This is a genomic window from Chondromyces apiculatus DSM 436, assembly GCF_000601485.1.
Lineage (GTDB): Bacteria > Myxococcota_A > Polyangia > Polyangiales > Polyangiaceae > Chondromyces > Chondromyces apiculatus.
This window is the reverse complement of the sequence record NZ_ASRX01000083.1, coordinates 1-13,173: the sequence shown is the minus strand read 5'-3', so window position 1 is coordinate 13,173 and position 13,173 is coordinate 1. Positions and strand designations below refer to the sequence as shown.

Below are 13,173 nucleotides of genomic sequence, written 5' to 3'. Positions count from 1 at the left end.
CAGGCGGCGCTACTTGCGGGGGGGTTGCGGGGGCGGAGGCGGAGGGGGCGGAGGGTCGGGAGGGAGGAAGGCCTGGGTGCGGAAGGTGAGGCGGCGATCGGCGCTGTCGATGCGGGTGACGAAGAGGCCGACGAAGGATCCGAAGAGGGCGTCGCCGGGGCCGATGGCGGTGTCGCCAGCGGGGCGGGTGACCCAGCGCTTGATGCGGTCGAGGATCTCGGCGCTGACGGGGTTGACCTCGACGAGGGCGGCGACGAAGTAGCGGGCGCCGTCGCGGAGGAGGCCGCGGTCGATGAGGGGGAGCTTGCGGGCCTCGGCGCAGTTGCGGAGGACGCCTTCGACGTTGACGGCGACGGTGTTGAGCTGGCCTCCGGCCTGGGTGAGCTGGATGCGGAAGACCTCGTCCCAGAGGTCGTAGACGATGCGGCAGGTGCGGGCGGCGAGGGCGATGGGGTCGCCGCCGGTCTCGCGGAAGACGTAGGCGCGGAGGGAGAGGACGGTGGGGAGGCCACTCAGGAGCTTCTTCGAGATGTCGGCGTCGACGACGTCGCGGAAGTTGACACCCATCTGGACGACGGTGGTCTCGATGCCGATGGTGGCGCTGCGGACGGGCAGGGAGGTGGGAGACGGGGGCGGGGTCTCGGGGGACGGCGGCGCGCTCTGGGCGCGGGCGCGGAGGGGCGCGAGCATGAGGCCCACGAGCGCGGTGGCCGCGAGGATCAGGGCGCGGTGGGTCGTCATCGGCTGGGCCCGGAGCGCGCGGGGATGAGGCCGATGAGGTTGGAGAAGGCGAGGGTGATGCCTCCGACGCTGGTGTCGATGCGCAGGCCGAGGTTGCCGGTGAGGTCGACGGGGATGCGGGCGAAGCCTTCGTAGCCGCTCGGGGGAGAGTCGAGGTCGCGGGCGGAGGCGACGCCGTAGATGCCGAGGGCGCCGAAGAGGTCGATGCCGTAAATGGAGCCGCGGCCGGTGTAGATGGGGATGCGGTACTCGGCTTCGAGCTTGGCTGCGAAGTCGCCGTAGCGGACCTCGACGATGTCGGTGCCGAGGAGGTTCGGGGGGCGGCGGCGATCGGGGGCGAGGTCGAGGACGCGGTCGGGGAGGAAGTCGGTGAAGTCTCCGACGTAGAACTTCTCGAAGAAGGGGGCGTCACCAGCGATGGCGCCCGCGAAGGCTTCGAGGCGGAGGACGTGGCGGGCCCAGGGGAGGCGGAGCCAGTGCTGGGCGGCGAGGTCGATGCGGGCGTAGCCGTAGTCGCTGCCGAGCGGGGGGATGCCGGCGGTGATGCTGGCGGAGGCGTAGGTGCCGCGGGTGGCGAGGTAGGGGGTGTCGCGGGTGTCGTAGGTGATGCCCGCGCGGAGGGTGGAGAGGACGGTGGAGCCCGGGAGGATGTCGAAGTCGAGGGGTTCGCGGGTCTGGCCGCGGAGGTGCGAGGCGACGGTGGGGACGACGGCGTCGATCTCTTCGAGGTGGTAGTCGAGGGAGAACCACGAGGAGATGCCGAGGTCATGCCCGGTGCCGAGGGTGGCGCCGAAGCGCTGGTAGGAGACGACGGCGTAGCGGGTGACTTCTCTCTGTTCGAGCAAGGGGGACTCGAAAGAGACGTCGCGGCCGCCGAAAAAGTCGCGGGCGTCGGTGTAGAGCAAGGTCGCGGCGGCAGACCAGCCTGTGCCGCCGAGCGAGGGATCGAGGAAGCGGGTGCGGAGGGCGAGCTGGTCGGCAGCGAGGCCGATGCCGGCGCCGAGGGTGATGCCAGTGCCGGCGAGGTTGGTCTCGGCGACCTGGACGCCCGTGAAGGCCGACTGGGGGCGGGCGTTGCGCGCGGTGTCTTCGTCGGCGGCGAGAGAGAGCCAGAAATTCTGGACGACGAAGGTGTTGCGCTCGACGACCTCGATGACGAGGCGGGCGGCGCCGCGGGTCGAGCCCTTGCGGAGGGAGAGGTCGACGGCGGAGAAGAAGCCGGTGCCGAGGAGGCGGTAGCGGGTGAGTTCGATCTCGGGGTCGTCGACGTCGAGCACGTCGCCGGCGCGGAAGCGGACGTAGCGGAGGATGACGCGGGGCGCGGTGCGGGTGTTGCCGCGGATCTCGACGCCTTCGAGGAGGTAACGGAGGCGGGCCTTCTCGGTAGGCGCTGGCGTGGGCGCGGCGCTCGGCGTGGGCGCGGCGCTCGGCGGGAGTGCGGCGCTCGGTGCGGGCGCGGCGCTCGGCGGGAGTGCGGCGCTCGGTGCGGGCGCGGCGCTCGGCGGGAATGCGGCGCTCGGTGCGGGCGTCAGGGGCGCGGGGGCAGCGGCGGCGCTCGGTGCAGGAGCGATGGGCGCGGGGGCCGAGAGGGCCTGGGCCGCGGCGCTCGCGGGCGCGAGGGCGGTGAGCAGGGTGCAGGAGAAGGCGAGGCGCAGGCGCGAGGACACGGGGGACGTCGGCACGCAAGGGGAAGGGCGCGGCGAAGGCCAGGGGCCGCGCCGGGTTGTCACTCGATGACCGGGATGTACGGGGGAACGACGAAGTACACGGGCTTGATGCCCTGGGGGCCGCCGAGGCGCTGGCCAGAGGGGGTGACGACGCGGACGAGCGCGCGGAGGACGGTGACGTTCGTGGGCTGCAGGGTGGTGTTCTCGGCGTGGACGCGGAAGGTGATCTCGGCGTTGCCGCGGACGCCGTGGAAGGTGGTGTCGTCGAGGCTGTTGTAGGGGAGCGGCGGCGCCGGAGCCGGGACGGGTTCGATGGCGGTGATGAGCTGGGAGGCGTTGTAGGGGCCCTGGCCAGGTTCGAGCTCGATGTTGTGGTACTCGGGGTCGGGGGTGCCATCGCCGTTGCAGTCGGTGCTGCCAGGGCAGTCGTAGTTGCTGCGGGCGGTGGTGACGTCGTTGAGGCCAGCGCCGACGAGCTTGCCGAGGAGGCGGGCCACCTCGGTGGAGACGTTGGCAGGGCTGACGTCGGTGGAGGCGACGAGGGGGCGATCGGCGCCGCCGGAGAGGGTCTCGTGCCAGAGGCTCTCGGTCTGGGTGGCGAGGTCGACGAGGTCGTTGCGGGCGAGGGCAGGGGTGCCGGTGTTGACGGGGACGCCGACGATCTTGGCGCCGAGGTCTTTGATGGCGGCGATGGCAGCGGCGTAGGTCTTGGCGCCGCCGACGAGGCCGGGGTTGTAGGCCTGCTGGTTGCTGGGGCCGTTGTGGAAGCCAGCGTCGGTGACGAGGACGAAGATGGGGAGCGAGCCGGGGCGGAAGCAGGGGGCGCCGCGCATGGAGAGATCGGTGCAGCCGTAGGGGCTCCCGGAGATCCAGGTGCCGCCGCCGGTGAGGTTGTAGGGCTGGTTGGTGGCGGCGATCCAGAGCGCCTGGGTGGCAGCTTCGTAGCTGTCGCCGCCGCCCGCGGCCGCGAGGACGTCGAGGATGGAGGTGACGTTGGCCGGGGGGAGGTAGCCGTTCCCGTTCTGGAGAGGGGCGGAGACGTGGCCGGTGACGGTGCCGCTGGGGGTGTCGAAGCGGTGTCGGTAGACGTTGTCACCGGACTGTCCGTAGGGAGTCCAGGGGACATCTCCGAAGGCGCCGACGCCGATCCAGGCGTCGCTGATGGGAGGGATGGGGGGGACGGCGCTGGGGTCGCCGTTGAGGATGGCAGGGAGGATCTCGTCGCTCAGGGAGGCCCGGAGGTCGGCGATGGCGGGGCCCATGGAACTGGTGGTGTCGATGAGGAAGTAGATGTCAGCGCTCTCGATGCCGGTCTTGAAGGAGAACTCCTTGGTCTGCTCTCCGGCCCCGAAGGGGAGGACGAAGTAGAGGCCAGCATCGGAGGGGATGGAGCCCGGGCTCGTGGGGTCGGTGCCGGCGGCGATCTCGATGATGTCGATGACGCCGTCGCCGTCGCAGTCGGGGAGGACGCGGCACTCGCCGTGGTCCTGGTCGTCGGGGACGCCGTCGTTGTCGCTGTCGCGGTCGCGGAGGTCAGGGGTGCCGTCGCCGTCGGTGTCGGCGAGGGGGTCGCACATGGTGGTGCGCGCGTGGCCGGCGACGATGGGGTCGAGCAGCGGGTTCGCGGCTTCGTCGGCGTCGGGGACGCCGTCGTCGTCGCTGTCCGTGTCGGCGTGGTCGGGGGTGCCGTCGTCGTCGGTGTCCGTGTCGGGGGCGAGATCGAGGAAGTCGGAGACGAAGTCGCTGTCGGCGTCGGTGGCGTTTTCGCAAGGAGCAGGCGGCTGGATGATGACACCGCCAGAGCCGCCATCACCAGGGCCGCCGTCACCACCAGGAGGGACGGCAGCGTTGGGCGCGCACGCGGAGGGGAGGGCAGCAGCGGTGAGGAGAAGAAGGAGACCTGTTGCAGCAGAAGCGCGGAGCCTCATGGCGGAGCCCTCCGTGTAAGGACGACAGCGGCGCAAGGGTACATGATCGGTCGGCCCGTTGCTGGGCGCGAGGGCTTCTTCGGTCGGAGACGTGCGGAGGAGGGCTCTGGCGCTTGGGCCAGGGGTCACTCTTCCTCTGGTTTCTCGTCTTCGGGCTCGGCGGGCTTCGGCTTCTTCTTCGTGGCCTTCTTCCTGGTCGAGGGCTTCACGGCCGGTGCCTTCTCGATCGCTGCATCTTCTTCTTCGGCCTTGTCGGCTGCGGCTTTCTCGGCTGCGGCCTTGTCGGCTGCTTTCCTGGCTGCGGCCTTGTCGGCTGCAGCTTTCTTCGCGGAGGGTTGCTCGTCGTCCTCGTCGTCCTCGTCGTCCTCGTCGTCCTCGTCGTCCTCATCCTCGGCGCCGTCGTCTACAAGGACTGGCGCGGAGCCAGAAGGTAGCGTCAGGGCCATGGCGGACTCGGGGTGGGCGAGCGCCGCGCCGTGGTACACGGCGAACGCGATCGAGACGGCGAAGGCGGTCACGAGGCCGACGGCCTGCGAGGTGGAGTAGCGGTAGATGGTGTCGGGGGCGAAGGTCTCGGGCTTGAGGGCGACGTAGAGGACGACCGCGGGGACAAAGGCGAGGACCTGGGTGACGCGGCGGACGGGGATGCTGCGGATCTTGCCGGAGAAGCCGATGCAGTAGCCGACGGCGAAGATCACCAGGCCGAGGGGGATGAGGTAGTGCTGGGCCATGGCCGGCGGGATGGAGCCGCGCTCGGCGTCGTCGCGGAGGATCTCGAGCAGGTAGCGGCAGACGCCGTACGCGAAGGTGAAGAGGAAGAAGATCTCGCCGCGGAACTGCTGGCGCTTGCGGGCGAGGAGGAGGAGGACGAGGAGGCCCGCGCCGACGAGGCACTCGTAGAGCTGGGTGGGGTGGACGGGGAACGAGTAGTCGGCGGTGTCGGGGAGGCCGCGGGTGAGCCGGTGGTGAGACCAGGCCGGAGAGCCGCTGCCGTGGTCGAGGGTGCCCTCGGGCCAGTGCGGGAAAGAGCCGAGCTTCTTGAGCCAGGCAGGCGCAGCGTCGGAGAGGGGGCGGCCGAAGTCGCAGCCGAAGAGGTAGCAGCCGATGCGGGTGATCATGAGGCCCGAGGCGAGGCTCGGGACGGCGACGTCGGCCCAGGGGAGGAGGGAGATGCCGTGGGCGCGGAGGTAGAAGAGGGAGCCGAAGAAGCCGCCGATGAAGCCGCCGTAGGCGACGAGGCCGCCGCTGCGCATGGCAAAGACGGAGGCGATGGAGTCGAACTCGTGGAGGTTCGTGAGGATGTAGAGGATGCGTGAGCCGGCGAGGGCGGCGAAGGCGGTGACGACGTAGCAGTTGGCCATGACCTCCTTGGGGAGGCCGTCACGTTCGGCGAGGCCCAGCGTGAGATACCAGCCGACCACGAGGGAGAGGCCGAGCATGACGCCGTAGCTGTAGATGGGAAGCTCGGCGGGGGTGGTCCATGTCTGGCCCTGGTTCTTGAAGGCCAGGAAGACAGCCGCTCCCGCGGCGACGCCAGCGATGAGGGCGCCGCTTCGGCTCTTGGTGACGAAGAGCCCAATCGCGATCACGCCTGCCAGGGCCGCAAGCGCCAGGAAGGTGGCATAGAGCGGCAGCGTCCAGGGGCCTGGAAGCGGGATGCGGAGCATGATGGGGTGCATGGCGCACCCTCCTTACGCCCGGCCCACGGGTCCAGCAAGCGCGCCGGGAGGGGGCGGCGCGGGAGGGGGCGGGCGTCGGGGGGTGAAGGGGCCCCCTCGTCGTGGGGGGCGGTCGCTGCTAGGCTCCGAGGGGTGGACCGGGGCAGTGGCAGCGCCAAAATCTTTTTGCAGCTCGCGCTGTTGGCCGCCGCGTCCTGTGTGCCGGAAGGGCCAGCGACAGGAGATGGGGCGACCCCGGGTCGGGGGAGCGCGTCGGCTGGGTCGGCGGCGGTGAAGACGGTGCCCAGCGGACCGCAAGCGGCGTTCCTGGATGACTTCGAGCGCGCCGAGCTGGGCGCGGAGTGGAATGCGCTGAGTCCGCGGTGGAAGATCGTGTCCGGGCGGCTGTGCGCGCGGGGGGCGCGGAACAAAGGGGTGTGGCTGCGGCGCGCGCTGCCGGTGAACGCGGTGGTGGAGTTCGACGCGATCGCGGAGTCGGAGACGGGGGACCTCAAGGCAGAGGTGTGGGGAGACGGGCAGAGCGGGGCGACAGGGACGAGCTACACGGACGCGACGAGCTACCTGGTGATCCTGGGGGGTTGGAAGAACACGATGCACGTGCTGGCCCGCATGGACGAACACGGGGAAGACAGGTTCGAGGTGGAGGTGGACCCGGAGAGCGACGACGAGCGGGCACGCCCGGTGTCGCCCGGTCAGGTGTACCGGTTCCGGGTGGAGCGGTCCGATGGTCGGACGGTCCGGTGGTCGGTCAACGGGATCTCGTACTTCGAGCTCGCGGATCCCGAGCCGCTCGCAGGGCGTGGTCACGAGCACCTGGGCTTCAACAACTGGGACGCGCCCGTGTGCTTCGACAACGTGCGGGTTTCGCCGCTGTAACGGACCATGGACGCCGCCCAAATCGAACAGGAACTCACCGAGCTGGAGACGCGGATGGAGCGTCTCCGGGCTCTGTACGAGCAGTACTTCATGGGCATCGAGCGGATGGAGCCCACCATTCCGCGCAAGGACGTGGATCGGCGGATCTGGGTGATGCGGCGCGAGCAGATCCGGAACACGGGGCTGCGCTTCAAGTTCCAGATGCTGGTGCAGCGGTACAACACGTTCCAGCAGTACTGGGGGAGGATCACCCGCGAGATCGAGCACGGGACGTACCGGCGTGACGTGGTGCGCGCGGCGCAGCGGGTGGGGGCGCAGGAGGCGCTGACCATCGTGGGGAGGAAGCGGGCGGAGAGGTTCGCGCTGCTCGCGGAGCAGCAGGCCGAGGGGAAGCAGCAGCGGGAGCGCGCAGGGGGGGCCTCGGGCGGGCGCGAGGCGCGCGAGGCGGAGGAGGAAGAGTTCGAGGAGCTGGAGGCGGATGACCTCCAGGAGATGTTCTCCGAGCCGCCGCCACCGCCGCCGCCACCAGCGGGGGCGTCGCCGCGGAGGTTGACGCCCCCGCCGCGTGTGGGTGGTGGAGCAGGTCAGGAGGCAGCGGTCGGGGCACGCCGGCAGGTGGAAGCGCCACCGCTGGGTGCGCAGGCCGGGGCTGCAGGGCAGCCGGCGGAAGCGTCGACGGCTGCATCCAGTGGGGTGGGGGCAGGTCCGCAGGTGGAAGCGCCGCCGGCAGGGGTGCCTCAGAGAGAGGGGGCGTCCCCTGCTCCGGGGGGCAAGCCGGGAACGGGGGCGAAGCCGCTGTCTCCGCTGCTCGGGCTGGGTTTCGGGATGGGAGCGCGGGGGCGGGCTGCGGGGCAGCCGGCAGAGGGAGCCGCCGCCAAGGGGGGCGGGGCGGCTGGGTCTGCGCAGGCACCCGCTGGTGCTCCCGAGAAGGTGGCGGCCCCAGCGCGCAGCAGGGTTGCGGAGCTGGCGGCCGAGATGCGGCGGCAGCGGGAGACGCAAGGAGGGGCCGCAGCCCCTGCTGCCAGCGGGTCTGCAGGTGGGCAGGCTGCGACGCCAGCGGGGCCGGCGCGTGCTGCACGGCCAGAGGCAGGGGCGAAGGTGGAGCCCGCGGCGCGAGCCGAGGTGGCTGCGAAGCCTCAAGCGGCTGCGAGGCCAGAGGCTGCGGCAAGGCCGGAGGCCGCGGCAAGGCCGGAGGTGGCTGCGAGAGCTGAGCCGGCTGCGAGAGCTGAGCCCGTGAGAGCGGGGGCAGGTGGCGCGGGTGGAGCTGCGGTGCCGGGTCCTCGACCTGCAACTCCTCAGCCGGCGGCTGCGCCTTCGCCAGGGACGCCGTCTGCCAGTGAGCTGAGCGATCAGCGGGTGCGCCAGATCTACGGGAAGTATGTGGAGGCGAAGCGGGCGGCGCAGGAGTCGACCGCGGGGATCACGTACGAGCGCCTTGCGGAAAGTCTGCGGACGCAGGCTGCGAAGCTGCGAGAGAAGAACCCGTCGAGGTCCGTGGATTACGAGGTCGTGATCAAGGACGGCAAGACGATGCTCAAGCCGATCCTGAAGTGAGGCGCTGACCAGAAGCGCGTCACGAAGGCCGCACGTCGACTGATACATGCAGCCGGGGCCAGTGTCCGCTTCCCGATGCGACGGGCGTCAGGCCCGAAGCGGCAGAGCGCTCTGGAAATCTCAGGTGGAGCGCGGAGTGGGGGGCTCCGACGAGCTTTGCTCGGCGGGGGGCGGGGCGTGAGCCCCTGCCGTATGAATGAAGGGGAAACCGAAGCGTGCTGGGTGGAGGCTGGAAGCCGGAAGGTCGTCCGGCTTCAGGCGTCAGTGGTGCGCGGCGCGGGGGGGCGGCGGGGAGGGGCGGCGGATGCTGGGAGGGAGGTCGGGCTCGCGCTCGACGAAGAGAATCGCACACGCGGTTCGATCGGCAGCGCGGATGCGTGCGCAGAGGTCCGCGAGGTCTTCGTCCGCATCCACGACGTCCGCTTCCGCTGGGTGTGAAGTCCCGCAGGTGTAGCGAACGTTATCGAGGGCGACCCATCGTCCGACGAGATCCGAGGAGCGACAGATGTCCGGCCACGTCATGTGAATGGCCATCCAGTGAAATTTGCTGCCCATACGTGGTGAGCGACCTTTTCCCCCAGGTTACGAAGTCAAGAGGTGTGAAGGCTGGGAGTGCCGCGATCCTTGCTTTTGTCGAGGGAGCAGCCGACGTGGAACAGCTTGCCAGAGGGCTGGAATGCTTGTCTGACTTCGAGGCTCAGCTCCGGTCAGGGATCTAGCACCCGCTAAATTCGGGCGTCAAGCCAGGGGGCGGAAGAGGCAAGCCAGTTCGCACGTTGGATACCGACCAGGGTGTGCCGGCAGTGAGGTCAGCGGCACTTCTTCTTCTGAAGATCACTCATGGCGCCACCCGCGCCGATCTTGGCTGCAGCCTGGGCATCTGCCTTGGCGGCGCAACCCTTCGTGGCGACTGCCCGACGGGCGCCGCTGTCGATGGCGCTGCGGGCCGCTGCCTTGTTCGGTCCGTCGCAGTTCGCGTAGTGGTTCACGGCGAGCGAGGGGTGGTTGAGGGCGAGGCTGATGGCCTTCTTGCACGCCTCGTCTGCGGCAGAGCCCGCGCCTGCTCCCGTGGGCGTCGTGGGCTGGGTGCCCGTGGTTTGCTGGGAGCCCTGGCCGGTCTGGCTGCCGGTGTTTGGTTTCGACGGCTGGCCCGCGGGCTGCGCCGAGGCCGCTTCGGAGGCCGCTTCGGAGGGCGCCGAGGAGGGGACCGGGTCGGAAGCGACCACTGCTGTCGAGAAGCTGCTCGAAGGCATGGGTATGGAAGCGCCGCCGTCATCCGAGTTGCCTGAGCCCTTCATGGCGAAGATGATTCCGATCAGCGCGACGACCGCGACCACGGCTCCGCCTGCGATGAGCGGAACGGGAGACTTCTTTGGCGTCGGGCTGGTGGGGGGAGGAGCAGGGTAGACCTGCGCGCTTCCCGTGGTCGCGTGCACGACCGGGGGGGGACCTCCCATGAGGGGGCTGGCTTCCATGATGGTGTTGCCGGCACCGCCAGGAGGGCCGCCGACGAAGAGGGGCTCGCCGATCTGTGTGCCTCCCGGCCGAGGGCCCGGGGCACCGGAGGTGGAAGGCATCTGCGAGGTGGCATGGTGCGCCGACGCGAGGACCGAGAGCCGTGGTCCAGCGCCGAGGGTGAGCTCGTCGTAGAACTCACGGACGGTTTGCTGCCGCTGCTCAGGGCTCTTGGAGAGCGCGCGGAGGATCGCCGTCTTCATCTTGGCGGGGATGGCGGCGCCGATCTGGGTAGTCTCGAAGGGGGATGGCTGCGCGGTCATGTGCTGCGTCGCCCAGGCCCAGGGGGTGTCCGCGTCGAAGGGGAGGCGTCCGGTCAGCATCTCGTAGGTGACGATGCCCAGCGAGTAGATGTCGCTGCCGATGGTGAGCTCCTTGCCCATGAACTGCTCGGGGCTCATGTACGGCGGGGTTCCGAGGACCGTGCCTTGCTGCGTCAGCTTCTGCTCGGCCTTGGAGTTGCGCTCGTCGCGACGGGCGATGCCGAAGTCGAGGACTTTCACGTAGTCCGCCTCGCCACCGCGTTTCGTCAGGAAGATGTTCGCGGGCTTGAGATCGCGGTGGATGATGCCCTTGTCGTGCGCCTCCTCGAGCGAGCCGCAGACCTGGCCCATGATCCGGTCCACGCGCTCGGGGGCGAGGGCGCCTCCTTTTTCGAGGGCCTCTTCGAGCGACTGGCCGTTGAGGAGCTCCATGGCGATGTACAGGTCGCCCGTGGGGGTCTCGCCGAAATCGTAGAAGCGGATGGTGTTCGGGTGCTCAAGCTCGGCGACGGTGCCGCACTCCCGTTTGAAGCGCGCCATGACCTGGGGGTCCTTGGCGTACTGCGCGAGCAGCACCTTGACGGCGACCTTGCGGACCGAGGTGCCCATCTGCTGCTCGCCGAAGTAGACGCGCCCCATGCCGCCTTCCCCGAGCACGCCAGTGATGCGGAAGCGCCCCCCGACCACCTGGTTGATGAGCGGGTCTGCCCCTTCGGGAGCGTTGACGGGCAGGAGGCTGCCGCACTTGGCGCAGAAGCGGGCTCCGTCGGTGTTGGGCGTGTGACAGGCGGGACAATCCATGCGTTCGATCCTCTACGTTACCGCTCGGGGGGACACACGAGGCGCGCCTTTGGCAGGCGCTGCCTCGCGGTCGCGTGTCGGGGTGGTCCACAAGGGTCCTACCCGGACAGCCTGCGGGGGGCAGGATCGCAAGAGGACCGCGCAGAACGCAAGCGGTCGGCTCCAGGGCGTGAGTGGTTGTCGAGGAGGTCTGCGCAGGGTTGTCGGAGAGGTCCGCGCAGGATCGCAAAGCTCAGGATCCAGCAGGGAAAACGGCGTGAACCGGAGGGCAACGTCGAGGGTAGATAAAAAGGATCAGGTCATGCTTGACACGCCTCTTGCAGGGGGCTAAGAGCCTGCCTCCCTTCACGGGACCCGTCTACCTTCGAAACAAACAGAGCTGCGGGATGTCGCTGGCGTAGCTCAATTGGCAGAGCACCTGCCTTGTAAGCAGGGGGTTAGGGGTTCAAGTCCCCTCGTCAGCTCCAGGTTCAAGCCGGCGAGCGAGAGGAGCGTAGAAGGGGAAACAGGTTTGAGGGTCAGGTAGACAGACAGTAGGTAGACGGACAAGCAGAGTGGCAGAACCCTGGAGGGTTGCCCGAGTGGCCAAAGGGAGCAGACTGTAAATCTGCCGGCATTGCCTTCGATGGTTCGAATCCATCACCCTCCACCGATGCACATCTCGTGCATCGAAAGACACGAAGTGGGTTAGCCTCACGCCGCCCCGGAGTGGATTCCACCCTGAAGGTAGCAACTGCGGGTGTAGCTCAGTTGGTAGAGCGTCAGCCTTCCAAGCTGAACGTCGCCGGTTCGAACCCGGTCGCCCGCTCCGAGGTAAACCCATCACGCCCACCTAGCTCAGTTGGCAGAGCACGTCCTTGGTAAGGACGAGGTCGTCGGTTCAATCCCGATGGTGGGCTCCAGTAGCGGTATAGAACACGCAGCGAACACGTAGCCGCGGACCAAATTCGGCAGGAGACATCGCGATGGCCAAGGAGAAGTTCAGTCGTACGAAGCCCCACGTGAACGTGGGAACGATCGGCCACATCGACCACGGCAAGACCACCCTGACGGCATCGCTCGTCAAGGTGCAGTCGAAGAAGGGCCTGGCCAAGGCGATCGCGTATGCCGACATCGCGAAGGGCGGCACGGTCCGTGACGAGACGAAGACCGTGACGATCGCGGCGGCGCACGTGGAGTACGAGTCGCCGAAGCGCCACTACGCGCATGTCGACTGCCCCGGCCACGCGGACTACATCAAGAACATGATCACCGGAGCTGCGCAGATGGACGGCGCGATCCTGGTGGTCTCGGCGCTGGACAGCGTGATGCCGCAGACCCGCGAGCACGTGCTCCTGGCCCGCCAGGTCGGCCTGAACCACATCGTCGTGTTCCTGAACAAGTGCGATGCGGTGGACGACCCCGAGATGCTCGACCTCGTCGAGATGGAGGTCCGCGAGCTGCTGAGCAAGTACAAGTTCGACGGCGACAACGCCCCGGTGATCCGTGGCGCTGCGCTGCCCGCGCTCCAAGGCGACGAGAAGTGGGAGGCGAAGATCGGCGAGCTGCTCGACGCCCTCGACAGCTACATCCCCGAGCCGGTGCGCGACATCGACAAGCCGTTCCTGATGGCGGTCGAGGACGTGTTCTCGATCAAGGGCCGCGGCACGGTGGCCACGGGCCGTATCGAGCGCGGCGTCATCAAGGTCGGCGAGGAGGTGCTGGTCATCGGCTTCCGCGACACCAAGAAGACGACCGTGACGGGCGTTGAGATGTTCCGCAAGCTGCTCGACCAGGGGCAGGCGGGTGACAACGTCGGCTGTCTGCTGCGCGGCATCGAGAAGGAAGAGATCGAGCGCGGCCAGGTGCTGGCCAAGCCCGGCTCGATCACGCCGCACACGAAGTTCACCGGCGAGGTCTACGTGCTGAAGAAGGAGGAGGGCGGCCGTCACACGCCGTTCTTCACCAACTACCGCCCGCAGTTCTACATCCGGACGACGGACGTGACGGGTACGGTGAACCTGCCCGAGGGCGTGAAGATGGTGATGCCCGGAGACAACATCACCATGACCATCGAGCTGATCGCGCCGGTCGCGCTCGAGGAGCAGATGCGCTTCGCGATCCGCGAGGGTGGCAAGACGGTGGGCGCCGGCGTCGTGACGAAGATCCT

8 protein-coding genes and 4 tRNA genes are annotated in these 13,173 nt (G+C 69.0%); 7 read left to right on the top strand and 5 right to left on the bottom strand.

All coding sequences use genetic code 11. The annotated features are described in order from the left end of the window. Positions 1–9 precede the first annotated feature (9 nt). From CAP_RS36500 to CAP_RS36480, 4 genes are all read right to left on the bottom strand, one after another. Complete coding sequence (locus tag CAP_RS36500) at positions 10–741, bottom strand: hypothetical protein (protein WP_231511912.1); 732 nt, start codon at positions 739–741, stop codon at positions 10–12. Then, positions 738–2,408: a BamA/TamA family outer membrane protein gene (locus CAP_RS36495; RefSeq protein ID WP_231511911.1), complete on the bottom strand. Its 1,671-nt coding sequence runs from the start codon at positions 2,406–2,408 to the stop codon at positions 738–740. The genes CAP_RS36500 and CAP_RS36495 overlap by 4 nt, the downstream gene beginning before the upstream one ends. A gap of 59 nt (positions 2,409–2,467) precedes the next feature. Next, positions 2,468–4,336, bottom strand: coding sequence for a thrombospondin type 3 repeat-containing protein (locus CAP_RS36485; protein WP_044249527.1), 1,869 nt, complete (start codon positions 4,334–4,336; stop codon positions 2,468–2,470). A 125-nt stretch (positions 4,337–4,461) separates the two neighbouring features. Beyond that, complete coding sequence (locus CAP_RS36480; RefSeq protein ID WP_052376624.1) at positions 4,462–6,015, bottom strand: prolipoprotein diacylglyceryl transferase; 1,554 nt, start codon at positions 6,013–6,015, stop codon at positions 4,462–4,464. Positions 6,016–6,285: 270 nt separating this feature from the next. On the opposite strand from CAP_RS36480, the gene CAP_RS36475 reads away from it, so the two are divergent. Beyond that, positions 6,286–6,891: a DUF6250 domain-containing protein gene (locus CAP_RS36475; RefSeq protein WP_231511910.1), complete on the top strand. Its 606-nt coding sequence runs from the start codon at positions 6,286–6,288 to the stop codon at positions 6,889–6,891. Between the two features lie 6 nt (positions 6,892–6,897). After that, positions 6,898–8,445, top strand: coding sequence for an MXAN_5187 C-terminal domain-containing protein (locus CAP_RS46345; protein WP_052376623.1), 1,548 nt, complete (start codon positions 6,898–6,900; stop codon positions 8,443–8,445). Positions 8,446–9,254: 809 nt separating this feature from the next. On the opposite strand, the gene CAP_RS36465 is transcribed toward CAP_RS46345, so the two are convergent. After that, positions 9,255–11,024, bottom strand: coding sequence for a serine/threonine-protein kinase (locus CAP_RS36465; RefSeq protein ID WP_044249524.1), 1,770 nt, complete (start codon positions 11,022–11,024; stop codon positions 9,255–9,257). Positions 11,025–11,415: 391 nt separating this feature from the next. Between CAP_RS36465 and CAP_RS36460 the strand changes: the two genes are divergently transcribed. The 5 genes from CAP_RS36460 to tuf all read left to right on the top strand — a co-directional run. Further along, a tRNA-Thr gene (locus CAP_RS36460) sits at positions 11,416–11,491 on the top strand. A gap of 100 nt (positions 11,492–11,591) precedes the next feature. Further along, positions 11,592–11,673 (top strand) — tRNA-Tyr (locus CAP_RS36455). 86 nt (positions 11,674–11,759) lie between these two features. Continuing rightward, positions 11,760–11,832: transfer RNA gene (locus CAP_RS36450), tRNA-Gly, on the top strand. Positions 11,833–11,850: 18 nt separating this feature from the next. After that, positions 11,851–11,926, top strand: a tRNA-Thr gene (locus tag CAP_RS36445). A gap of 63 nt (positions 11,927–11,989) precedes the next feature. Continuing rightward, positions 11,990–13,173: elongation factor Tu (tuf, locus tag CAP_RS36440; RefSeq protein ID WP_044249522.1), on the top strand; the 1,184-nt coding region annotated here is incomplete at its 3' end.